At 47.8% G+C, this 22,552-nt stretch carries 22 protein-coding genes; 18 read left to right on the top strand and 4 right to left on the bottom strand.

Features of this window, described 5'->3' with window-relative positions; genetic code table 11:
• Nucleotides 1-160: 160 nt before the first annotated feature.
• Nucleotides 161-766: a cob(I)yrinic acid a,c-diamide adenosyltransferase gene (cobO, locus tag P2G85_RS20110; RefSeq protein ID WP_275865843.1), complete on the bottom strand. Its 606-nt coding sequence runs from the start codon at nucleotides 764-766 to the stop codon at nucleotides 161-163.
• Between the two features lie 95 nt (nucleotides 767-861).
• Between cobO and P2G85_RS20105 the strand changes: the two genes are divergently transcribed.
• Nucleotides 862-1,311, top strand: a complete 450-nt coding sequence (locus P2G85_RS20105) for a low molecular weight protein-tyrosine-phosphatase (RefSeq protein ID WP_275865842.1) — start codon at nucleotides 862-864, stop codon at nucleotides 1,309-1,311.
• Nucleotides 1,312-1,357: 46 nt separating this feature from the next.
• Here the strand turns inward: P2G85_RS20105 and P2G85_RS20100 are convergent, their stop codons facing one another.
• Together P2G85_RS20100 and rne are read right to left on the bottom strand one after the other, a co-directional pair.
• Nucleotides 1,358-2,917 carry a SulP family inorganic anion transporter gene (locus P2G85_RS20100; RefSeq protein WP_275865841.1) on the bottom strand — a complete coding sequence of 520 codons (1,560 nt, stop codon included), beginning with the start codon at nucleotides 2,915-2,917 and terminating at the stop codon, nucleotides 1,358-1,360.
• A gap of 375 nt (nucleotides 2,918-3,292) precedes the next feature.
• Nucleotides 3,293-6,331, bottom strand: a complete 3,039-nt coding sequence (gene rne, locus P2G85_RS20095; protein ID WP_275865840.1) for a ribonuclease E — start codon at nucleotides 6,329-6,331, stop codon at nucleotides 3,293-3,295.
• A 635-nt stretch (nucleotides 6,332-6,966) separates the two neighbouring features.
• Here rne and rluC point away from each other — a divergent pair.
• On the top strand, nucleotides 6,967-7,911 hold the full coding sequence (rluC, locus tag P2G85_RS20090) for a 23S rRNA pseudouridine(955/2504/2580) synthase RluC (RefSeq protein ID WP_275865839.1): 945 nt from the start codon (nucleotides 6,967-6,969) through the stop codon (nucleotides 7,909-7,911).
• A gap of 35 nt (nucleotides 7,912-7,946) precedes the next feature.
• On the opposite strand, the gene P2G85_RS20085 is transcribed toward rluC, so the two are convergent.
• Nucleotides 7,947-8,528, bottom strand: a complete 582-nt coding sequence (locus P2G85_RS20085; RefSeq protein ID WP_275865838.1) for a nucleoside triphosphate pyrophosphatase — start codon at nucleotides 8,526-8,528, stop codon at nucleotides 7,947-7,949.
• A 149-nt stretch (nucleotides 8,529-8,677) separates the two neighbouring features.
• Here P2G85_RS20085 and yceD point away from each other — a divergent pair, with 149 nt between their 5' ends.
• From yceD to P2G85_RS20005, 16 genes are all read left to right on the top strand, one after another.
• Nucleotides 8,678-9,202 (top strand): 23S rRNA accumulation protein YceD, encoded by a 525-nt coding sequence (gene yceD, locus P2G85_RS20080; RefSeq protein ID WP_275865837.1) that lies wholly within the window; start codon nucleotides 8,678-8,680, stop codon nucleotides 9,200-9,202.
• 56 nt (nucleotides 9,203-9,258) lie between these two features.
• Nucleotides 9,259-9,429 carry a 50S ribosomal protein L32 gene (gene rpmF / locus P2G85_RS20075; RefSeq protein WP_005396978.1) on the top strand — a complete coding sequence of 57 codons (171 nt, stop codon included), beginning with the start codon at nucleotides 9,259-9,261 and terminating at the stop codon, nucleotides 9,427-9,429.
• 10 nt (nucleotides 9,430-9,439) lie between these two features.
• Complete coding sequence (gene plsX / locus P2G85_RS20070; RefSeq protein ID WP_275865836.1) at nucleotides 9,440-10,465, top strand: phosphate acyltransferase PlsX; 1,026 nt, start codon at nucleotides 9,440-9,442, stop codon at nucleotides 10,463-10,465.
• Nucleotides 10,466-10,470: 5 nt separating this feature from the next.
• A complete protein-coding gene (locus P2G85_RS20065; RefSeq protein WP_275865835.1) occupies nucleotides 10,471-11,421 on the top strand; it encodes a beta-ketoacyl-ACP synthase III in 951 nt (316 codons plus the stop codon).
• Between the two features lie 76 nt (nucleotides 11,422-11,497).
• Nucleotides 11,498-12,421, top strand: coding sequence for an ACP S-malonyltransferase (fabD, locus tag P2G85_RS20060; protein ID WP_275865834.1), 924 nt, complete (start codon nucleotides 11,498-11,500; stop codon nucleotides 12,419-12,421).
• Nucleotides 12,422-12,452: 31 nt separating this feature from the next.
• Nucleotides 12,453-13,187 (top strand): 3-oxoacyl-ACP reductase FabG, encoded by a 735-nt coding sequence (gene fabG, locus P2G85_RS20055; protein ID WP_275865844.1) that lies wholly within the window; start codon nucleotides 12,453-12,455, stop codon nucleotides 13,185-13,187.
• A gap of 245 nt (nucleotides 13,188-13,432) precedes the next feature.
• The gene (gene acpP, locus P2G85_RS20050; RefSeq protein WP_004406112.1) at nucleotides 13,433-13,666 is read left to right on the top strand and encodes an acyl carrier protein; all 234 of its coding nucleotides are present in this window, start codon (nucleotides 13,433-13,435) and stop codon (nucleotides 13,664-13,666) included.
• A gap of 93 nt (nucleotides 13,667-13,759) precedes the next feature.
• A complete protein-coding gene (gene fabF, locus P2G85_RS20045) occupies nucleotides 13,760-15,007 on the top strand; it encodes a beta-ketoacyl-ACP synthase II (RefSeq protein ID WP_275865833.1) in 1,248 nt (415 codons plus the stop codon).
• Nucleotides 15,008-15,113: 106 nt separating this feature from the next.
• Nucleotides 15,114-15,929 (top strand): aminodeoxychorismate lyase, encoded by an 816-nt coding sequence (pabC, locus tag P2G85_RS20040; protein ID WP_275865832.1) that lies wholly within the window; start codon nucleotides 15,114-15,116, stop codon nucleotides 15,927-15,929.
• Entirely contained in the window at nucleotides 15,926-16,942 is a 1,017-nt protein-coding gene (gene mltG / locus P2G85_RS20035; RefSeq protein ID WP_275865831.1) for an endolytic transglycosylase MltG, read from the top strand. The genes pabC and mltG overlap by 4 nt, the downstream gene beginning before the upstream one ends.
• Nucleotides 16,939-17,571, top strand: a complete 633-nt coding sequence (tmk, locus tag P2G85_RS20030; protein ID WP_275865830.1) for a dTMP kinase — start codon at nucleotides 16,939-16,941, stop codon at nucleotides 17,569-17,571. The genes mltG and tmk overlap by 4 nt, the downstream gene beginning before the upstream one ends.
• A 24-nt stretch (nucleotides 17,572-17,595) precedes the next feature.
• Complete coding sequence (locus P2G85_RS20025; RefSeq protein ID WP_275865829.1) at nucleotides 17,596-18,558, top strand: DNA polymerase III subunit delta'; 963 nt, start codon at nucleotides 17,596-17,598, stop codon at nucleotides 18,556-18,558.
• Nucleotides 18,549-19,316: a YchF/TatD family DNA exonuclease gene (locus tag P2G85_RS20020; protein WP_275865828.1), complete on the top strand. Its 768-nt coding sequence runs from the start codon at nucleotides 18,549-18,551 to the stop codon at nucleotides 19,314-19,316. Before P2G85_RS20025 ends, P2G85_RS20020 begins: the two co-directional genes overlap by 10 nt.
• Nucleotides 19,317-19,762: 446 nt before the next feature.
• Nucleotides 19,763-21,193, top strand: a complete 1,431-nt coding sequence (ptsG, locus tag P2G85_RS20015) for a PTS glucose transporter subunit IIBC (RefSeq protein WP_275865827.1) — start codon at nucleotides 19,763-19,765, stop codon at nucleotides 21,191-21,193.
• A gap of 231 nt (nucleotides 21,194-21,424) precedes the next feature.
• Nucleotides 21,425-21,823 (top strand): hypothetical protein, encoded by a 399-nt coding sequence (locus P2G85_RS20010; protein ID WP_275865826.1) that lies wholly within the window; start codon nucleotides 21,425-21,427, stop codon nucleotides 21,821-21,823.
• A 128-nt stretch (nucleotides 21,824-21,951) separates the two neighbouring features.
• Nucleotides 21,952-22,552, top strand: a 601-nt coding sequence (locus P2G85_RS20005) for an IS4 family transposase (RefSeq protein WP_275865825.1), incomplete at its 3' end; no start/stop codon positions are given.

Genomic DNA, 22,552 nt, shown 5'->3' with positions numbered 1-22,552 from the left:
CTGAGTACATCATCCTAATCATCCTAAGTTGGTAACCGAATGATCTGATCGCAAAATTTTATAAGAGTTCAAAAAAAATCCCCGAACCTTTCGGTTCGAGGATTTGTGTATAAGAGACAGGGCGTTAGCCAGCCCTTTTTTATGCTCGTGAGGGTATGGTTTACCAGTCGACTCCTTTCAGGGCTTTAACTCCGGATTCAAAAGCGTGCTTTACATTCCTCACTTCCGATACCGTATCAGCCATTTCTATCAGGCTACGGTGGGCACCGCGACCGGTGATCACGACTGATTGCATCTTAGGGCGAGCATTGAGTGCGTTAATGACCTCCTCAAGGTCGATATAGCCGTAACTGATCATGTAGGTCAGTTCATCAAACAGGATGACATCAATCGAGTCGTCTTGCAGCATGCGTTTACACTCTTGCCACACAGCCTGAGCTGCTTTGATATCGGAAGCCTTGTCCTGCGTTTCCCAGGTAAAGCCTGTGGCCATGACCTGAAACTCGACGCCGAGCTTTTCGAGCAGGTTGCGCTCACCGTTGTCCCAGGCGCCTTTAATAAACTGAGCTACCGCGCACTTGAGGCCATGTCCTACCGCACGGGCGATGGTGCCGAATCCGGATGTTGACTTACCCTTGCCATTACCGGTGATCACTAACAGTAAGCCTTTTTGTTCTTGCGCTGCGGCGATTTTGGCATCTACCTGAGATTTGACTTTCTGCTGGCGGATTTTATGCCGCTGTTGTTGGTTGTTTTCGACAGACATGACAGCCCCTCAATTCCTTTTACTAATATTCGCCATTGCGGCTATGATAGACCAATCAAGTATGAAGAAAAACCATCGATAATTCAGGGAATAAAATGAAGCGAATACTCGTTGTCTGCATGGGCAATATTTGCCGTTCACCAACCGGGGAGGCGGTACTGCGTGCGCGCGCAAAAATGTTAGGTGTAGAGGTGGACATTGATTCGGCCGGTACCATCGGTTACCACGCGGGCAGTCGCCCTGACAGCCGGGCAATGGCGGCCGGGAAACAACGTGGTTACTCGTTTAAAGGGATGCGGGCCCGCCAGGTTAGATTAACTGATTTTGAGGAGTTTGACCTGATTTTGGCGGCCGATAAAGCCAATCTGTCCGATTTGCTTGACCTCTGCCCGTCGCATTTGTCCGGGAAAGTGTCGCTGTTTCTCAGTCATTCTGACTCAGATTATGATGAAATTCCGGATCCGTATTACGGTGGAGAAGATGGATTTGAGCGGGTGTTGGATTTGATCGAAGAGGCGTCAGACAACATACTCAAGTCGCTTTAAAAAAAGGGATAAGCCTGGCTTATCCCTTTTAATAATACGTTGCCGGTTAGCCAGCAAGAAGGTCTGTCGCTACCTTGTAGCTCGGATCTTCTTTGACGTTAATTTCTACCAAACTACCGGCTTTATGCAATAGTTTACGGCAATCAGGGCTTAAGTGACGCAGGTGCAGGGTTTTGCCTAGCGCGGTGTAACGTTCAGCCAATGTTTCGATTGCCTCGATCGCGGAATGGTCTGTTACGCGTGAGTCAGCAAAGTCGACAATGATGTCCGCAGGATCATCGTGTGCATTGAACAGTTCGAGGAAGTTTGCCGCCGAACCAAAGAACACCGGACCATGGATCTTGTACTCTTTTGAGCCTTCCGCATTAATGTGCGTGTCCGCGTAGATGTGTTTGGCATGCTGCCATGCAAACATCAGCGCTGAAGCCACTACGCCGACCGCCACAGCCACGGCCAGATCAGTCAGTACCGTGACAACCGTTACCAAAATGATGACGAAGAAATCTTGTTTAGGTACGCGGCGAGCTAACTTAAAGGTTGCCCATTCGAAGGTACCGATCACCACCATAAACATGACGCCAACCAAAGCCGCTAATGGGATCATCTCAATTAACGATGAGGCAAACAGGATAAACATCAGCAGCGCCGATGCAGCGACGATGCCAGACAGTCGGCCGCGACCGCCGGAGTTTACGTTGATCATTGACTGGCCGATCATCGCACAACCACCCATGGCACCAAATACCGAACAGGTCATATTGGCCATGCCCTGACCAATACATTCACGGTTAGATTGACCACGTGTGTTGGTCATTTCATCCAGAACGGTAAGTGTCAGCAGTGATTCAATCAGGCCAATCGCCGCCAGAATGATCGCGTAAGGTAAAATAATTTGCAGTGTTTCCAGCGTAAACGGAACCGCTGGAATGGAGAACGTCGGCAGTGAGCCTGCTAACGTTGCGCTCTGGTCACCCGACATTGTACGCAGGAAATCGACAACGGTACGTGTTTCCATATCCAGCCCGACCACCAGTGCGGTCACTGTTACGATAGCAACCAGCGATGAGGGTACTGCCGTGGTCAGCTTAGGCAGAAAGTGGATGATTGCCATAGTAAGGGCAACCAAACCTAACATCAGCATCATTTGATCTTGAGGTAGCCAGGTTAGCATCCCGTTGATATCCGGAGCTTTAAACTGACCTAACTGGGCAAGGAAAATCACGATCGCCAGACCGTTGACGAAACCAATCATCACCGGGTGGGGAACGATGCGGATAAACTTACCCAGTTTGAACAGGCCGGCTGACACTTGCAGGATACCGGCCAGCATGATAGCGGCAAACAGGTACTGAACCCCATGGCTGGCAACCAGTGAAACCATAACAACGGCCATTGCGCCGGTTGCACCTGAGATCATGCCTGGTCGGCCACCAAAAATAGAGGTAACAAGACCGACGATGAAGGCGGCGTACAGACCAACCATTGGGTCTACACCAGCTACAAAAGCGAAGGCGACGGCTTCAGGGACCAGCGCAAGTGCGACAGTCAAACCTGATAACACGTCGTTTTTAACGGAGTGCTTAGAAAATTGCGGAAATTCGAACATGTTTACTATTAAGTTCTCTGTGAGATGAATTTCTCCCGACACATATTCGTATTTGCACACATGCTAATAAATGTAAGTAGCTCGCATGCTCCCATCAGCGCATTTAAAGCGCATCAATATGCATGTTGCTACTATTACTAGCACAAACCGTAATAAAAAAGAGCAGCAGAATGGTGTCGAAAACTTGAGTCGGCGCATGCTACCGAAAAGTGTGATTAAGTTCAAGAATGAATGGGTTTATCACCAACAAACGTGATCTGGTATGGGTATTGACTGTAGGTTTTGCCGTTGTTGGGGGCGGCCGTGTTGATTTGTTTGCACTGATCAAAAAAAGGCTGCCTGATGGCAGCCTTAGTTATTTAAGCCACAACTTAACTAGTTGTAGTTCGGTTTGCTCATCGCCGCAGAGGCTTGGTTTTTGGCCACTTGGCTGCCAGCCCCTTTTGCGTTGTATCGCTCTGTCTTGAACGGCGCTGCCACAATGTCAATTTCACGTAGCGTTTGCGGGCCAGGTGCTTTTGTCATCGGAGCATTAGCATGCGGTTTAGCCATCGCTGCCTTTTTCGCTTTTGCTTCTGCCGGTTTGGCTTTCGCCGGTTTTGCTTCTGCTTTGGCTTCAGTCACTGGCGTAGCAACGCTAGCCTCAGCTTGAGCGACAGTCGCGTTGTCTGTAGCAGCTACATCTGTAGTGCTGACTTCAGGTGCAACCACTGCGGCTACTACTGGCGTTTCTGCCTGAGTTTCTGCTGTTGGTGCCTGCTCAACTGCGGTTTTGGTTTTTTCTGCTACTACAGCTTGCTTGACCGGTTTCGCTTCAGGAGTCGCGGCTACCACGTCTTTACGACGGATAATCACTTTACCCATGGCCATTTCCGGACAGGCAAAACCACCCTGGATTGGTGTCAGCGCTGTTTCTGTCTGGCTTTTCGCTTGTTGCTGTTTCTTCGCTACCGGCTTTGGTACGTAACGAGGCATCACTTTACCCATGGCCATTTCTGGTGAGGCAACCCCACCTTTACGCAGGCGGAATGGGTTAGGGCGACGATCGCGGCCACGGCGGCGACGTTGACCACTAGCACGCAAGTGGCGAGGTGAGCGACGGTTACGACGCTGTTTCGACTCTTGCTGCTTGTTGTCTTGTTGGCTGTCTTGCGCGTTTTCTACCGCTGGCTCCGCTACTTTAGCTTCAGGTTGCGGTTGGGCGATAACTTCATCAGCAATGACTTCCTGGCCTTCGGTTTGCTGGTCTTTGATGCGTACAGATTTGTTCAGTTTGCGGCGTTGACGACGCTCTTTAACTTGTTCTGTTTTCGCTTTTGCTTTGGTCTTAGGTTTATCGTCTGTTTTTGCCTCAGCGGCTAACTGGAGACCTTTCTCTGCCACTTTGCTGGCTGTTTGTGTCTCTTGAGCTTTATCCGCTTGCTGTGCTTTCTGAGGCTTGCGTTTTTGGCCACGAGGTTGCTGTTTGCTTGCAGCGCTTTCGCCCTGAGCGGCAGCCTGTTCATCACGTGGTTTACGGCGGCGTTTGTTGTCGCGGTTGTCACGTGAATCTCGATTGTCACGGTTATCACGCGGACCACGGCGACGATCATTACGGTCGCGTCGGTTACGCTTGTTATCACGTGCCGGCTTTTTCTCTTCTTGTTTAGGTTCTTCTTTGGCTACTTCCTCTGCGGAGCCAAATAGGAAATTGCCTAACGCTTTCACCAGACGACCGAATAAACCAGGTTTACTCTCTTGTTCAGCTGGTGCTGGTTTTTTCACCGGCGCGGCTGGTTTTGGCGCTGGTGCCGGTGCAGATTGCGCTGGTGCTGCAAAGCCTTTTAATACCGGTTCTTCGATTTTCTTCGGTTTAAATTCAGCTTCTGACGGCTCTTTGCCTTCTGCTTCTTTCATTGCTTCCAGTTTCTTCGGTAGCAGGTAAGAAAGCAGATCGACTTCTTCCCCTTCACGTACGCGAATTACTTCGAAGTGAGGAGTTGACATGTCTGAGTTAGGGACAACCGTGATCTTGACGTTTTGGATACGTTCGACGTGGTTTACAGAGCGACGCTTCTCGTTGAGCAAGTAAGACGCGATTGGTACAGGAACTACTGCTAGCACTTGAGCCGTATTGTCTTTCAACGCCTCTTCTTCAATCAGGCGTAATACTGACAACGCAAGAGATTCGTTATCACGGACCACGCCAGTACCGCTACAACGCGGACAGATATGGTGGCTCGCTTCGGCCAGAGACGGGCTGAGACGCTGACGAGACATCTCCAGCAGGCCGAAACGTGAAATCCGGCCAATCTGCACGCGAGCGCGATCCAGACGAACAGCTTCACGCAGGCGGTTTTCCACCTCACGCTGGTGACGTACCGGGGTCATATCAATAAAGTCGATAACAACCAGGCCACCAAGGTCACGCAGGCGTAGTTGGCGAGCGATCTCGTCGGCGGCTTCTAAGTTGGTGTTCAGTGCGGTTTCTTCGATATCACCGCCCTTGGTTGCGCGGGCTGAGTTAATATCGATTGAAGTCAGAGCTTCTGTCGGGTCGATAACGATCGAACCGCCTGACGGAAGGCGAACTTCACGCTGGAAAGCGGACTCAATCTGGCTTTCAATCTGGTAGTGGCTGAATAGCGGCACTTCACCGTCGTATTTCTTAACACGGCTGATAAAGTCAGGGCGAACTAGCTGGATATGCTCTTTCGCACGTTCATAAATCGTGTTGCTGTCAATCAGGATTTCACCAATATCACGACGCAGGTAATCACGGATCGCGCGAACAATTACGTTACTCTCCTGGTGGATCAGGAAAGGTGCTGGATTTGAATCTGCTGCCCCTTTGATGGCACTCCAGTGGTTAAGCAGGACGTTCAAATCCCACTCCAGCTCTTCGGCACTCTTACCGACGCCGGCAGTTCGTACAATCAGACCCATACCCTGAGGCAGTTCCAGTGTACTTAATGCGGCTTTCAGTTGAGTACGTTCGTCGCCCTCAATACGGCGAGAGATACCGCCGGCGCGAGGGTTATTTGGCATCAACACTAAGTAGCTACCCGCCAGAGAGATGAAAGTGGTCAGGGCTGCGCCCTTGCTACCGCGTTCTTCTTTCTCAACTTGAACGATCACTTCCTGACCTTCAGTCAGCACTTCTTTGATGCTTGGACGGCCTTGGTAAGTGTAACCTTCGGGGAAGTAATCGCGGGCAATTTCTTTGAGAGGGAGGAAACCGTGACGTTCAGCGCCGTAATCAACAAATGCAGCTTCTAAGCTTGGTTCAATACGGGTAATACGTCCTTTGTAGATGTTCGCTTTTTTGGATTCGTGACCCGGACTTTCGATATCGAGATCGAATAGTCGCTGGCCATCAACCAAAGCGACGCGCAACTCTTCTTTTTGAGTTGCGTTAATTAACATTCTTTTCATTGAAAATTCTCGTTGTCTTTTCTTTTATCTTTCTAGTTACTTGTCACTGAGTTTCGCTTTTTCATGGTGCCTGATCCCATGGCTTGTATTTTGCAGCCTCCCGGCTGGAAGGGATGCTCTCGGGCACGTCAGTCATTACAAGTCGCACGTGGCTTCATTTTTGAAGCGGTGACTTGTAACCCGCTATTCGGGCGGTAAATACTCATCATGAATATGCGGGAGTAGAGTGACAAGTTCGTCGTCATCAAAATGTCTTACGCCAATGCAGCACCTGACTTTCAACTATCTACTCACATTGCTTACGGATAAATGTTTGGTATGAATAAAATCTAGCCGAACCTACCTAAGCAGGTGTGAACTATAGCAGCGCTCGGGAGTATCAGCAATCTGCTTTAACGCAAACGATGGTAAAAATGGGTTCAAATTCAATTTTTGTCAGGCGTAACTGGCTGTTTACTAAGCGGTTGAAGTTTGAAATATGATAAAGATTCGGATTGTTTAACCGAGTTGCTGTCTGGTTTTAATAATCTAAACAAAAGCTTGCTGAATTTTGCACAAAGTTCGGCCTACAATTGTTGCTTTTGTGGATCAAGAATCATGTGAAGTCGTGACAAATTGCGTTTACAATAGCGGGCATGAACGAAATAAGAACAAAAGTCCAGTTTGTCGATATTGATGACGACATGGCTGGTCAGCGAATTGATAACTTTTTGCGCAACCAACTCAAAGAAGTTCCTAAAAGCATGATTTACCGCATCGTGCGTAAGGGAGAAGTTCGGGTAAACAAAAAGCGAATCAAAGCTGAGTATAAACTCCAGGCTGGTGACGTTGTCCGGGTTCCGCCCGTGACGATCGAGAAAAAAGCCGATGATGTTGCCCCAAGCACCAAACTCAATCGGGTAGCGGAGCTTGAACAGATGATCATTTTTGAAGATGATCATCTGCTTATTCTTAATAAACCTTCTGGTACCGCAGTGCATGGCGGCAGTGGCCTTAAATTTGGCGCAATCGAAGCATTACGTGCTTTGCGTCCGCAGGCTCGTTTTCTTGAACTGGTTCATCGTATTGACCGTGATACTTCCGGGATTTTGCTGGTGGCAAAGAAGCGTTCTGCTCTGCGCCATCTGCAAGCGCAGTTCCGGGAAAAAACGGTGAAGAAGTTTTACTATGCCTTGGTGATGGGGCAGTGGAAAGCAAGCTGTAAAGCTGTGACTGCGCCGCTGCTTAAAAATGAAGTCAACAGTATCGTGCGGGTGAATCCGAATGGCAAACCATCGGAGACACGCTTTAAGATTATTGAGAAATTTGCTGACGCGACCTTAATTCAAGCCAGTCCTATTACTGGCCGGACACACCAGATTCGTGTTCATACTCAATATACCGGCCATCCGATTGCATGGGATGACCGTTACGGTGATCGACGTTTTGATGCTTATATCGGTAAGCTTGGACTGGATCGTTTGTTCCTCCATGCCGCCAACATTAAGTTTATCCACCCATCGACGGAGAAATGGATGGAAATTAATGCGCCGATGGAGCCAAAACTGGAAAAGGTATTGGCGGCTTTACGTCAAGGCTAGCTATAACGAAAGGCGGGTATCCCGCCTTTTGCTCATCACAATACTTCAAAGCCTTGTTTAGCCAGCATGTCGATCAAATTAATTAAAGGCAGGCCGACCAAGGTGTTGGGATCTTTGCCACACAGCTTTTCAAACAGGCAGATGCCTAACCCTTCGCTTTTGAAACTTCCCGCACAGTAATATGGTTCTTCTTTATCGACATACCTTTCTATTTGCGTTTGGTTTAGTCGGCGAAAGTGAACTTCGAACGTGTCGTAACTGACATCGGTGACACCGGTAACGGTATTGTGAACCGCCAGGCCGGTATAAAAGCGGATCACTTTGCCGCTTTGGACCAGTAATTGGGCGATGGCGTTATCACGGGTCAGCGGTTTGCCGACAATCTGATCACCAATGACACACACCTGATCGCTGCCGATGATTAAGCTGGGGCTTTCCACGTTACAGGCCCGGGCTTTGTCGGCCGCAAGTCGTTGCACGAGTTGTAACGGGGTTTCCCCCGCTTGTGGGGTTTCATCGCAATCTGGCGCCACACAGACAAAAGGGATCGACAGTTTTTCCAGCAACTGTTTACGAAACGGGGAAGTCGAGGCTAAAACAAGTTGGTAATTTTTCATTTTGAATTACAATTCACACGAGCATTTTCGCTAGCATAATCGATCAAAATCGATTCTGGCTAATGCTCTGTATGTTAAGCGTAAAAAAGTATAACTTTTTTGCCTTTTTCTTTGACTAATTTTGATTTGGAAGATAATATTCGCGCCCTATGCAAAAGGTAAAAGTACCGCGAACGGTTGATCCGGCGAAGGCGGCTCAAAAACGACTAGACTTTGATGGCATCATCCAGGCCAGTCTTTTTAAGCGCTTAGCAGAGTCAACTGAAGGCGTAAAACGCGACGCAGAAGTCTCAGTGTCATTTGAGATAGATGAACAGCGACTTGTTGTTATCTCTGGTAAAGCTAACATCGAAGTCGATTTAGAGTGTCAGCGTTGTAATGAGGTATTCACACATCTGTGTGACATCGAGTTCCTTTACACTCCTTACTACGGTGAGAAGACGGAAGAGGAAGCACCAGACATTTACGATTTGGTAGATCTGAATGAATATGGTGAATTGGACCTCATACAACTGGTTGAAGACGAGTTCATCTTGGCATTACCTCAAATCGCAATGCATGATGATGCAGATTGCAGCGTTGATTCAAATAACATGGTTTTTGGTGAGATTCCTGAAGAAATTGAGGAAAAGAAACCGAATCCATTCGACGTTTTGAAAAATCTGAAAAAGTAACTGGTGTGGTAGCCGCTTACTCAGGTTTTTAACCCAATAGTATAGGAGTAGGGTCAATGGCCGTACAAAAAAACCGTAAAACTCGTTCTAAGCGCGGTATGCGTCGTTCACACGATGCGCTAACTACAGCTGCTCTATCTGTAGACGCGACTTCAGGTGAAACTCACCTACGCCACAACGTAACCGCTGAAGGTTACTACCGTGGTCAAAAGGTTATCAACAAGTAAGGTTGACCCTTTGCAAACTATTACCGTTGCACTTGATGCAATGGGCGGGGACTTCGGTCCACGCGTCACAGTGCCTGCCGCCGTGCAGGCACTGTCTCATTTCCCAGAGCTTAAAGTGATTCTTATCGGTGATCATTCTTTGATCACGTCTCAATTATCTCAAGTTAGTGCCTCCACCGGCCCTCGCTTAAGCATTATGCATAGCGAGAAAGTGATCTCCAACTCAGAAAAACCATCACTGGCATTACGTAACAGTCAGGGCAGCTCTATGCGCAAAGCGATTGATCTGGTTGCTGATAATCAAGCCGACGCTTGCGTCAGCGGTGGCAACACCGGAGCGCTGATGGCTTTATCCCGCTTTGTTCTCAAGCTACTGCCTGGTATTGATCGTCCGGCGCTGGTTTCGGCCTTGCCTACGGCATCAGGTCAACGAACCTGGATGCTTGATTTGGGCGCTAATGTCTCTTGTGATGCCGACATTTTGTTCCAGTTTGCCGTAATGGGCAGCGCGCTGGCAGAACAGCACATTGGCCGACCGCCACGGGTAGCGATACTCAACATTGGTGCTGAAGAGATCAAAGGTAATGATTTGGTGAAGCGTTGCGCTGAAATGCTTTCCCAAACGGATGCGATCAATTTTGTTGGCTATATCGAAGGCAATCAAATTTTGCATGACGTTGCTGATGTTATTGTTTGTGATGGTTTTGTTGGTAACGTATGCTTGAAAACGAGCGAGGGAACAGCTCAACTCTTTATTGATAAACTAAAAACCAGCATGATGGCATCGACAATAAAGGGTTGGATCGCTAGAAAGTTGTTTTCCCGGCTATTTAGTGAACTAAAAACATTGAACCCCGACCAGTATAACGGCGCAAGTTTGCTAGGATTGCGCGGCATTGTCATAAAAAGCCATGGAAGTGCGGATGTATCTGCAATTGTCAATGCACTTGGCGAAGCAGTACACGAGGTCAAACGACAAGTACCAAGCCGTATTAGCGATCGTTTGGAAGCGGTTTTACTCGAGAGGCATTATTAGTCTTCATGTATAGCAAAATTTTAGGTACTGGCAGCTACCTGCCATCTCAGGTGCGTACAAACGCAGATTTGGAGAAAATGGTAGATACAAGTGATGAGTGGATCGTAACTCGTACTGGCATTAAAGAGCGTCGAATCGCGGCTGATAATGAAACGGTTGCAGACATGGCTTTCTATGCCGCTGAGAACGCGATTGATATGGCCGGTATAGATAAAAACGATATTGATCTGATTATCGTTGCCACCACGAGCAGTAGCCATACTTTCCCTTCATCTGCGTGTCAGGTGCAGGCAAAGCTTGGCATTAAAGGTTGTCCTGCTTTTGACTTAGCCGCTGCGTGTTCTGGCTTTATCTACGGTTTATCTGTTGCTGATCAGCATATTAAATCGGGTATGTGTAAAAACGTGCTGGTGATCGGTGCGGATGCGTTATCTAAGACTTGTGATCCAACTGACCGCTCTACCATCATTCTATTTGGTGATGCTGCGGGTGCCGTTGTGGTCGGAGCCAGTGAAGAGCCGGGTATTCTATCTACCCACGTTTATGCAGACGGCCAATTCGGTGATCTGCTGAGCCTGCCTGTCCCTGAGCGTGGACAAGATGCTGACAAATGGCTGCACATGGCCGGTAACGAAGTGTTCAAAGTAGCTGTGACCCAGCTATCTAAGCTGGTGAAAGATACGCTTGAAGCGAACAACATGCATAAGTCTGAGCTAGACTGGTTGGTACCGCACCAAGCGAACTACCGGATTATTTCAGCGACAGCGAAGAAACTTTCGATGTCACTAGACCAAGTCGTGATTACACTTGACAGGCACGGCAACACTTCTGCGGCAACAGTGCCAACAGCACTGGATGAAGCGGTTCGTGATGGTCGTATTAAGCGTGGCCAAACTTTGCTACTTGAAGCGTTTGGCGGCGGCTTTACCTGGGGTTCAGCTCTGGTGAAGTTCTAAGTTTCACAAGAATTTAAAATTTAAGATGCGCTGAGGTGCATCTTATTTCTTTTTACTTTGCTTAAAGGAAAACAACATGAGCAAGTTTGCTATCGTATTTCCAGGTCAAGGTTCTCAAGCTGTAGGTATGCTTGCAGAGCTAGGCGAACAATATGACGTAGTAAAACAAACATTTGCAGAAGCATCTGACGCACTAGGTTACGACCTATGGGCGCTTGTTCAAAATGGACCTGCAGAAGATTTAAACCAAACTTTCCGTACTCAGCCTGCATTGTTAGCTTCTTCTGTGGCTATCTGGCGCGTGTGGCAAGAACTGGGCCTTGAGCAACCTGCAAACCTGGCGGGTCACAGTCTGGGTGAGTACTCAGCGCTGGTATGTGCCGGCGTGATTGAGTTTAAACAAGCGATTAAACTGGTTGAACTGCGTGGCAAACTAATGCAAGAAGCGGTTCCGGCAGGCACTGGCGCAATGTACGCTATCATTGGTTTAGATGATGAAGCGATCGCCAAAGCTTGTGAAGAAGCAGCGCAAGGTGATGTGGTTTCTCCGGTAAACTTTAACTCGCCTGGTCAGGTTGTTATCGCAGGTAGTAAAGATGCAGTAGAGCGCGCTGGTGCACTATGCAAAGAAGCGGGGGCTAAGCGTGCGTTGCCACTTCCTGTTTCCGTGCCTTCTCACTGTGCTCTGATGAAGCCAGCGGCAGACAAACTGGCGGTGGCTCTGGAAGAAATCGAATTTAACGCACCTCAGTTGCCAGTGATCAACAATGTTGATGTGGCTGCTGAAACCGATCCGGCGAAAATTAAAGACGCACTTGTTCGTCAGCTACACAGCCCAGTTCGTTGGACTGAGAGCGTTCAGCTAATGAGCGAACAAGGCGTAGAGCAACTTCTTGAGCTTGGTCCAGGCAAAGTGTTGACTGGTCTGACAAAACGTATCGTAAAATCTTTGAGTGCTGCGCCTGTAAACGATATCGCGTCGTTAGAAGCCGCAAAATAGATTGACGGTCACAAAAGGAATCCAAACAATGATGAATCTAGAAGGCAAAATTGCACTGGTCACAGGCGCGAGCCGTGGCATTGGTCGTGCTATTGCGGAACTTTTGGTTGAGCGTGGTGCAACCGTTATCGGCACGGCGACGTCTGAGAAGGGTGCCGATGCAATCAGTGAGTACCTGGGTGAAAACGGTAAAGGTCTGGCACTTAACGTTACTGACGTTGAGTCGATTGAAAAAACGCTAAAAACCATCAACGACGATTTTGGCGTGATCGATATCCTGGTAAACAACGCCGGCATTACGCGCGATAACTTGTTGATGCGCATGAAAGATGACGAGTGGAACGACATCATCGATACCAACCTGACGCCAATTTTCCGTATGTCAAAAGCGGTTCTGCGTGGCATGATGAAAAAACGCGCTGGTCGTATCATCAACGTCGGTTCAGTGGTTGGTACTATGGGTAATGCCGGTCAAACGAACTACGCTGCGGCAAAAGCGGGTGTGATCGGCTTTACTAAGTCGATAGCACGTGAAGTGGCTTCTCGTGGTGTTACGGTTAACACAGTGGCGCCAGGTTTCATCGAAACAGACATGACTAAAGCACTAAATGATGACCAACGTGCAGCAACGCTGGCGAATGTGCCTGCTGGTCGTTTAGGTGATCCACGTGAAATTGCCTCTGCGGTTGTATTCCTTGCTTCCCCTGAAGCGGCGTACATTACCGGTGAAACATTGCATGTAAATGGTGGCATGTACATGGTTTAATACGACAGTTTGTGCAAATTTAGTTATTTTACTTTTGGAAAAATAGCCTATAGTTGCATGTAATTGTCATGAAAATGACATGGTCTTGCGCAAGATCTGTGCATGATTTAAGTCAAAAATGTACTGAAAATCGGTTAAAATCGCGAATTTTGTGGTTTGACCAGCAAGGACCCCCTTGCAACTTTCAATAGTTTGAATAAACTACGGAATCATCGCATTAGGCGAAATCTGTAAAGGAAAAGAAAATGAGCAACATCGAAGAACGCGTAAAGAAAATCATTGTTGAACAGCTAGGTGTAGACGAAGCAGAAGTGAAAAATGAAGCTTCTTTTGTTGATGATCTAGGTGCTGATTCTCTAGACACTGTAGAGCTAGTAATGGCTCTTGAAGAGGAATTTGACACTGAGATTCCTGATGAGGAAGCTGAGAAGATCACTACTGTTCAAGCTGCAATCGACTACGTAAACAGCGCTCAGTAATTATCTCTCCCAGGCGGTCACCTCGACCGCCTGTGTTTTTTCTAACTTCTTCTATCCTCTCATAGAAACTTTCAATCCCCGGAGAATAAAATCGTGTCCAAGCGTCGTGTAGTTGTCACTGGCATGGGTATGTTGTCACCGGTAGGCAACACAGTAGAATCATCTTGGAAAGCCCTGCTAGAAGGTCAAAGCGGTATCGTTAATATCGAACACTTTGATACAACAAACTTCTCAACTCGTTTTGCAGGTCTGGTTAAAGATTTCGATTGCACAGAGTACATGTCTAAAAAAGATGCTCGTAAAATGGATCTTTTTATCCAGTACGGCATTGCAGCGGGTATCCAAGCTCTTGATGACTCTGGCTTACAAATTAACGAAGAAAATGCCCCGCGTGTCGGTGTGGCAATTGGTTCTGGCATCGGTGGCCTTGATCTGATCGAAACTGGTCATACAGCTCTTGTTAACAAAGGCCCTCGTAAAGTGAGTCCGTTCTTCGTCCCTTCAACTATCGTTAATATGGTTGCGGGTAATCTTTCTATCATGCGCGGTCTTCGCGGTCCAAATATCGCGATTTCTACGGCATGTACTACAGGTCTTCACAATATCGGCCACGCTGCACGTATGATCGCCTATGGTGATGCAGACGCAATGGTTGCCGGTGGCGCGGAAAAAGCCTCAACGCCGCTTGGTATGGCTGGTTTCGGTGCCGCTAAAGCACTCTCGACCCGTAATGATGAGCCGCAAAAAGCGTCTCGTCCATGGGATAAAGGCCGCGATGGTTTCGTTCTTGGTGACGGTGCTGGTATCATGGTGCTTGAAGAGTACGAACACGCCAAAGCCCGTGGCGCTAAGATTTACGCCGAGCTGGTTGGCTTCGGTATGTCTGGTGACGCTTACCACATGACTTCTCCATCTGAAGATGGTTCAGGTGGCGCACTGGCGATGGAAGCAGCAATGCGTGACGCAGGAATTACAGGCACTCAAGTGGGCTATGTAAACGCTCACGGTACGTCTACTCCTGCCGGTGATGTGGCTGAAATTAAGGGTGTGAAACGTGCTCTTGGTGAAGAAGGTGCTAAACAGGTACTGGTTTCTTCAACCAAATCGATGACTGGTCACTTGCTTGGTGCTGCAGGCTCGGTTGAGGCGATCATTACGGTTAAGTCTCTGGTTGATCAAATCGTTCCACCGACCATCAACCTGGACGATCCTGAAGAAGGCCTGGATATCGATCTTGTTCCGCACACTGCGCGCAAAGTCGATATGGAGTATGCCATCTGTAACTCGTTCGGTTTTGGCGGCACTAACGGTTCTCTAATCTTCAAAAAGTTTGCAGAGTAAAACTCGCTAACACTGTTTAGAACAGAGAAGCTTGTATTCTAACGGCTCGATGCTTAGCATTGAGCCGTTTTGTTTTATTTGTCGATCAAAAAGTAAGGGTATCTGCATGTTCTGGGTAAATGGACGTTCGCAAACACATATATCGCTCGGCGATCGTTCTTTTCAATATGGCGACGGGTGTTTCACGACGATTCTGACCAAGCAGGGTCAGTTGGTGTACTGGCAAGAGCACATCGAGCGCATGGAAGCGTGCCTGGCAGTATTGCAAATACCCTTCCCGGACTGGTGCCAGGTTTTGTCATGGGCAAAGCATGCTGCGCTAAGTGATGGTTTGGCCGGGCTCAAAATTCACATCAGCCGCGGGAGTGGCGGGCGCGGATACAGCCCTGCCGGGGTAGATGGCCCCGTTGTTACTATCTCTAACTTTGTTTTTCCGGCTCATTATGCTGCTTGGCAAAAACAAGGTGTCGAGCTAGGGGTATGTGCAACCCGCTTGGGTATTCAGCCAGTACTGGCCGGACACAAGCATAACAACCGTATTGAGCAGGTTTTGGCCAAAGCTGAGGTTGATGGCTCTGGTTTTGCGGATGCTGTGACGTTAAATGTGCAAAATCATGTCATTGAAACTACAATGGCAAACCTTTTTTGGGTTAAAAATAGCAAGGTGTATACGCCGGAGCTTAACCTGTCCGGTGTGGCCGGTGTTATGCGCCGTAAAGTGCTGGAATTTCTCAGGAGCCAAAACATCAACGTGGTGGTGGATGCTTTTGGGCTTTCAGAGTTGCTTGATGCCGATGAGGTATGGATGTGCAACTCACTATTGGGTGTTGCCCCCGTAATGAGCATTACAGCACCCAACAATCAGATTTTGTTTCCAATTGGAAAATTGACTCAACGACTGCAAGGGAACCTAAATAAGTGATTAAAAAACTGTTGGCTGTTGTTGTACTGATCGCGGTGATTGGTGCAGCGGGTGCTTTTTACGTTGTTTCACAAACCAAGCAATACACTAAAGGGGTCATTCTACTCGAGCAGCCTCAATTGCTTACCGTAGAGAGTGGTACCAGTTTTCACCGCGTGATGCGTGATTTGGTTAAAAATAACATCATTGAAGCTTCGGAATACACACGTTTAATGCCCCATCTTTACCCAGAGCTTCTGCAAGTGCGAGCGGGCACTTACCAACTTGTACCGCAAATGACGCTCTACCAGGTATTAGAGCATCTTAATACCGGCAAAGAGCACCAGTTCGCGATTACTTTTGTTGAAGGCAGTCGTTTCACTGAGTGGATAGCACAGCTGAGTGCAGCCCCTTCTGTCACACATGATCTGACCGGTTTGTCTGAGAAGGAGATGGCCGGGAAGCTAGGCATCGAGCGAGACAAGCTGGAGGGGCTGTTTTTAGCCGAAACCTACCATTACACGGCGGGGACAAGCGAAAGCCAAATCCTGGAGCGTGCACATAGCAAGCTGAACAAGATTCTTGATGCTCATTGGCAGGAGCGCCAGGAAAAGCTGCCGTTAAAAGACAAATACGAAGCGTTGATTCTGGCGTCTATTATCGAGAAAGAGACCGCGATTGACTCAGAACGGGAGCGCGTGGCTTCGGTGTTCGTCAACCGGCTTAACAAACGTATGCGCCTACAAACTGACCCAACGGTGATCTACGGCATGGGTGACGCGTACGATGGCAATATCCGTAAGAAAGATTTACGCACCCCGACGCCATACAACACATACACCATCAATGGTTTGCCGCCAACGCCAATCGCAATGGCGGGTGAAGCCTCTATTGAGGCTGCTTTGAACCCGGAAAACAGCAACTACCTATATTTCGTAGCAAGCGGAAAGGGCGGACACGTATTCTCAAAATCCCTTGCTGAGCACAACCGTGCTGTACGTGCCTATTTAAGAGAACTAAGAAAGAACAAATGATGAAAGCAAATTTTATTGTCGTTGAGGGCCTGGAAGGCGCGGGTAAAAGCACTGCGATTAACACCGTGTTAGATACGCTGAGAGCGGCAGGTATTGAAGACATCGTCAATACGCGAGAACCAGGCGGCACGCCGTTAGCTGAGAAGATGCGTGCACTGGTGAAAGAAGAGCACGAAGGTGAAGACCTAAAAGACATGACAGAGCTGCTTTTGCTTTACGCGGCACGTGTTCAGTTGGTTGAGAATGTGATCAAACCGGCGCTGGAAAACGGCCAGTGGGTGGTGGGCGATCGTCATGATTTATCTTCTCAAGCCTACCAGGGCGGTGGTCGTCAAATTGATGCGTCACTGATGAAGAACCTGCGTGATACTACACTGGGTGAATTCAAGCCTGCTTTCACCTTGTACATGGACATCGATCCTCGTGTAGGTCTTGAGCGTGCTCGTGGTCGTGGTGAGTTAGACCGTATCGAAAAGATGGACATCAGCTTCTTTGAGCGTACCCGTGAGCGCTATCTTGAACTAGCTAATGCTGATGACTCAATTGTTGTGATCAACGCAGAGCAGACGATTGAAGCGGTGGCACAAGACATCAAAGCGGCTCTGAACGAGTGGCTGGCGAAGCAATAAGCAGAATGTGGATTGAGGTGGCTCATGTTGAATGATTTTCCATGGTTACAACCCGTTTGGGAGAATCTCAAAGCAAGTTTAGACTCAGAGCGAGTGCCGGGGGCATTGTTACTGCAAAGCGAACAAGGTTTAGCGGTTGAGACGTTGGTGGAAGTGTTTAGCCACTCGCTGCTGTGTCAGAATTACACCAGTGAAGCGTGTGGTTTCTGCCATAGCTGCCAACTGACCCAATCTCACAGTCACCCTGACTTACACTGGATTAAGCCAGAGAAGGACGGCAAGTCGATCACGGTTGATCAGATTCGGGCCTGTAATCGCTTGGCTCATGAGTCTTCTCAGTTAAATGGCTACCGTGTGTTTATCATCGAACCTGCTGATGCGATGAATGAATCGGCTTCTAACGCCTTGTTGAAAACACTCGAAGAACCAGGGCAGAAGTGTCTGTTCTTACTGGTGACTCATAATCAAGAGCGACTGCTACCGACTATTCAGAGTCGATGTCAACAGTGGGTGGTGACCCCACCTTCGACAGAGCAGGCAATGAGTTGGATGAGCGAGCAGGGCGTCTCACAAGTACCGGCGTATGCACTCAAGCTGAATAGGGGCTCGCCGATTGATACGCTTGAAGCGGTTAAGAGTGGTGAGCTCGAAGAATATCAAGCGTTTGAGCGTTGTTTTATCGAGACGCTTTCTTCGCCGGTTTCGGATGTGTTTCAGTGTGCATCACTGATGGCTAAGAACTCTGACAAAGCGTTAGATTGGGCGTGGTACCTGCTGACCGACGCTCAGAAAGCTCAGTTTGGCGTTGCCGATGCAGAGCAGCTTCCCGGTGCTACCAAGTTTCAGCCAAATAACTACGACGGCTTATATCTGGCAGCGAAAAAGTTGCTCGAGCTTAAATCACAAGTCCAACACTTTCCCGGTTTGAACCTTGAACTATTATCAATGAATTGGTTAATTGAATCACGAGAGGCACTATGTTCGTAGATTCGCACTGTCATTTAGACAAATTGGATTACGATGATCTTCACGTCAATGTTGAAGACGTTATTAACAAAGCAAAACAAGCTAACGTAAAAGAACTCTTGTCCGTCGGCGTGACATTGGATTCTTTTCCTAAGATGTTGGAAGTGATCACGCCTTACGACAATGTCTACGCGTCTTGTGGTGTGCACCCATTGGACGTGGAGAGCGCGTTCTCGATGGAGACATTACGCCAACACGCTTCTCACGCTAAAGTGGTGGCGATTGGCGAAACAGGCTTGGATTACCACTACAAGCCAGAGACAGCCGCGCTGCAAAAAGAGCGCTTTGAGCAGCAAGTCGAGCTGGCCGTAGAACTGAATAAGCCACTTATCATCCATACTCGCAATGCACGTGAAGATACATTAGATATTTTACGCAATGGTGGGGCGGACAAATGTGGTGGCGTGATCCACTGTTTTACCGAAGATCTGTCATTTGCGAAAGCGGCGTTGGATTTGGGATTCTACATCTCTATCTCTGGTATTGTGACCTTCCGTCAGGCGACAGAATTGAAAAATGTGGTGCAAGCATTGCCACTCGATAAGTTGCTCATAGAAACGGATTCTCCATATTTAGCGCCGGTTCCACATCGTGGAAAAGAGAATCAGCCCGCTTATGTTGTCGAGGTGGCTGCCTGTATTGCGCAGTTAAAAGGGTGTTCCATTGCCGAGGTTGGGCAAAAAACCAGCAATAATTTTCGAGATCTTTTTTTGCGGTGAAAAATGAACAATAAATAAAAAGGGGGCGTCAGCCCCCTTTTTATTTATTGTTCAGGCCAAAAAATCAGCCTTAGTTCAATGTTTACTCATTTTGTTGAAAATAATGCGCTATTTTCGAACACTTGTAATTTTGTTACTAAAAATAACATTGCAGGCTATTTTATTCACGCCTTAAAATTAATAATATTAATTAATAAATACTTACAAAACATGAATTTATGTTCAATGTAAAGCATTTCACAGTCACGCTGTAGGTGTGATCTAAGACTTATTTTGAAACTTAATTTCGTAACTGTGTAGAAAGTTTGAGGGCTATCAATATATATTTAGAGGCGGAAAATATAATGCATTTGTGGTTACATTTTCATTGGGTGCTAACATTTAGGCTACGGGGGTGTGCCGTTAGTGCCCGAATAATACTTATAAATTTATCAGGAGCATAAAACATGTTTAAGAACCTTTTTGCTAACCTGCAAAAAGTTGGTAAATCTCTGATGCTACCAGTATCAGTGTTGCCAGTTGCAGGTATTCTACTCGGAGTCGGTGCTGCCGATCTTGGCTTCATTCCAACAATTGTATCTAATTTGATGGAGCAAGCCGGTGGTTCAGTATTCGGTCAAATGGCGCTGCTATTTGCCGTGGGCGTAGCACTTGGCTTTACAAATAACGACGGTGTTGCTGGTCTGGCAGCAATCGTTGGTTACGGCATCATGACTGCAACACTAGGCGTAATGGCTGGTGTTATGGGCGTTGAGAAGATCGATACTGGTGTTCTTGGTGGTATCTTAGTAGGTGGTATTGCTGCATGGGCATTCAACCGCTTCTTCAAAATTCAGCTACCAGAATACCTGGGTTTCTTTGCCGGTAAGCGTGCTGTGCCAATCATCACTGGTTTTGCTGCTATCGGTCTGGGTATCGTACTTTCAGTTATCTGGCCACCAATCGGTGCTGGTATCGGTGCATTCTCTCACTGGGCTGCGGAGCAAAACCCACAACTAGCATTCGGTATCTACGGTGTGGTTGAGCGTTCTCTGATCCCATTCGGTCTGCACCACGTGTGGAACGTACCGTTCTTCTTCGAAGCGGGTTCTTGTGTGAACGCGGCAGGCGAAACACAAACGGGTGTATTGACTTGTTACCTAGTTGCTGATGACGCAACGCGTGCTGCAGGTAATGGCTTCGGTCAGCTAGCAGGCGGTTACATGTTCAAGATGTTCGGTCTTCCAGCTGCTGCTCTAGCTATTGCACACTGTGCTAAGCCTGAAAACCGTGCAAAAGTTGCTGGTATCATGGTATCTGCTGCTCTGACTTCGTTCCTGACAGGTATTACTGAACCAATTGAGTTCTCGTTCCTGTTCGTTGCACCGGTACTTTACGGTATCCACGCTCTACTAGCGGGTTCTGCATACGTTGTAGCTAACACTGTTGGTTTCGTACACGGTACATCATTCTCGCACGGTCTGATCGACTTCCTGGTTCTGTCTGGTAACGCACAGAAGATGGGTCTGATGGTTGCAATCGGTCTGGGTTACGCAGTGGTTTACTACGTAGTATTCCACGCAGTAATTAAAGCCCTGGATCTGAAGACTCCTGGCCGTGAAGAAGAAACCGGTGAAGAAGTTGCATCATCTGGCACTGAAATGGCAGCGGATCTTGTGGCAGCATTCGGCGGTAAAGCAAACATCACTGGTCTGGACGCATGTATCACTCGTCTACGTGTGGCGGTAGCAGATACTGCACTTGTTGACCAAGACAAACTGAAACAACTGGGCGCAGCAGGCGTAGTAGTTGTAGCAGGTGGTGTTCAGGCTATCTTCGGTACTAAGTCTGACAACCTGAAAACAGAAATGGATGAATGGATCCGTAACCACGGCTAATCATCGATATTGTTAAAAAGGGAGGCGAATGCCTCCCTTTTTTTTTCTCTCCTCACGGGTTTCTACACCAGTTTTCTCAAGGATGTTATTGCTGCTTTATCCGTTAGGCATCCAGTCCCAGTTTTATCCAGTGGAGTATTTTCGAACAGCATTCTTACTCAGAGATGACAAAGCGTTTAAGCGCTATGATGAAATATCGTCAGATGATTTTTGACAAGAGTAATGAAGTTAATGAAAAAGTTTGCCTTATTGTTGGCTGCTATACCTTGTGCTGTGATGGCAGCGAATGATGCTACGGATCTTTCCTTGGGTATGGCGGTTGACCAGCAACTGAGTGTCGTGATTGAGTTGGATAATCAGTATCGCGGCATCATTGGTAATGAAGGGATAGCGTTTGATTATATTGCTCAGTCCGGGCGTTTAGGAACCAATGCACCGGTCAGCTGGTATGTCGGTGTTGGTGGTTGGTATGAATGGGATGATCCTTTCGGTGTCCGCGTTCCGCTCGGTTTGAATTGGGATTTGTCTAAAGGGTGGGATCTTTATGCACAATTACACCCTGAGCTGAAGCTTTATAAAGGACCAGAGTTGCAACTAGGCGCCGCGTTAGGGGTTAAATATCGCTTCTGATGGTTGTTTTTGAGAAAAAAATGCCGGCAACATGCCGTAATGCCGATCAGTTAAGCCAAAAATGATCGGTTGAACGATCCTCTGAGGATGTCAAAATCCGAGTGTATTCAGTGCACTCGGATTTTTTTATGTTCTTAAGACAAGCCCTAAACAACGTCCATCAGTTTTCAGCTGAGCAGCTTTCTGGTCTCTCGGATTTGTTATCCCCCGAGATGATAGATGAGTGTCTTAGAGATGCTGGTGTCACTACCATCAGGAAACGCCGCCTACCAATGGAAATGATGGTGTGGAGCGTGGTCGGTATGTCTTTGTACCGACACCTATCCATGGAAAAAGTCGTTTCTCAACTCGATATCCTTTTACCCGGAAAAAAGCCTTTTGTTGCTCCGAGTGCAGTAATACAAGCGAGAAAACGTTTAGGCTCTGAGGTGGTTAAAGCTGTGTTTAATAAAACTCAGCAGTTGTGGCATGAGAAGACACCTCATCCCGATTGGCATGGCTTAACATTACATGCTGTAGATGGTGTTGCTTGGCGAACTCCTGATACGCCAGATAATGACCAGATTTTTGGTCGAACAGGTAATAAAACCACCGTGTCAGACTACCCACAAGTTCGCATGGTCTGCCACATGGAACTCACCAGCCATTTACTGACAAGTGCTGCTTTCGATTCAGTATCAAGCAGTGAGGTCGATTTAACCACTCAGCTTATCGGCCGCTCTCCGTCAC

Source organism: Vibrio sp. CAU 1672, assembly GCF_029223195.1.
Taxonomy (GTDB): domain Bacteria; phylum Pseudomonadota; class Gammaproteobacteria; order Enterobacterales; family Vibrionaceae; genus Vibrio.
The sequence above is the reverse complement of the archived record's forward strand: the minus strand, read 5'-3'. Positions and strand labels throughout refer to the sequence as shown.

Excerpts from the sequence above, each read along its gene's own strand:
- cobO (WP_275865843.1), bottom strand. The coding sequence starts at position 766 with ATGTCTGTCGAAAACAACCAACAACAGCGGCATAAAATCCGCCAGCAG.
- P2G85_RS20105 (WP_275865842.1), top strand. The coding sequence starts at position 862 with ATGAAGCGAATACTCGTTGTCTGCATGGGCAATATTTGCCGTTCACCA.
- P2G85_RS20100 (WP_275865841.1), bottom strand. The coding sequence starts at position 2,917 with ATGTTCGAATTTCCGCAATTTTCTAAGCACTCCGTTAAAAACGACGTG.
- rne (WP_275865840.1), bottom strand. The coding sequence starts at position 6,331 with ATGAAAAGAATGTTAATTAACGCAACTCAAAAAGAAGAGTTGCGCGTC.
- rluC (WP_275865839.1), top strand. The coding sequence starts at position 6,967 with ATGAACGAAATAAGAACAAAAGTCCAGTTTGTCGATATTGATGACGAC.
- P2G85_RS20085 (WP_275865838.1), bottom strand. The coding sequence starts at position 8,528 with ATGAAAAATTACCAACTTGTTTTAGCCTCGACTTCCCCGTTTCGTAAA.
- yceD (WP_275865837.1), top strand. The coding sequence starts at position 8,678 with ATGCAAAAGGTAAAAGTACCGCGAACGGTTGATCCGGCGAAGGCGGCT.
- rpmF (WP_005396978.1), top strand. The coding sequence starts at position 9,259 with ATGGCCGTACAAAAAAACCGTAAAACTCGTTCTAAGCGCGGTATGCGT.
- P2G85_RS20065 (WP_275865835.1), top strand. The coding sequence starts at position 10,471 with ATGTATAGCAAAATTTTAGGTACTGGCAGCTACCTGCCATCTCAGGTG.
- fabD (WP_275865834.1), top strand. The coding sequence starts at position 11,498 with ATGAGCAAGTTTGCTATCGTATTTCCAGGTCAAGGTTCTCAAGCTGTA.
- fabG (WP_275865844.1), top strand. The coding sequence starts at position 12,453 with ATGAATCTAGAAGGCAAAATTGCACTGGTCACAGGCGCGAGCCGTGGC.
- acpP (WP_004406112.1), top strand. The coding sequence starts at position 13,433 with ATGAGCAACATCGAAGAACGCGTAAAGAAAATCATTGTTGAACAGCTA.
- pabC (WP_275865832.1), top strand. The coding sequence starts at position 15,114 with ATGTTCTGGGTAAATGGACGTTCGCAAACACATATATCGCTCGGCGAT.
- tmk (WP_275865830.1), top strand. The coding sequence starts at position 16,939 with ATGATGAAAGCAAATTTTATTGTCGTTGAGGGCCTGGAAGGCGCGGGT.
- P2G85_RS20025 (WP_275865829.1), top strand. The coding sequence starts at position 17,596 with ATGTTGAATGATTTTCCATGGTTACAACCCGTTTGGGAGAATCTCAAA.
- P2G85_RS20020 (WP_275865828.1), top strand. The coding sequence starts at position 18,549 with ATGTTCGTAGATTCGCACTGTCATTTAGACAAATTGGATTACGATGAT.
- ptsG (WP_275865827.1), top strand. The coding sequence starts at position 19,763 with ATGTTTAAGAACCTTTTTGCTAACCTGCAAAAAGTTGGTAAATCTCTG.
- P2G85_RS20010 (WP_275865826.1), top strand. The coding sequence starts at position 21,425 with ATGAAAAAGTTTGCCTTATTGTTGGCTGCTATACCTTGTGCTGTGATG.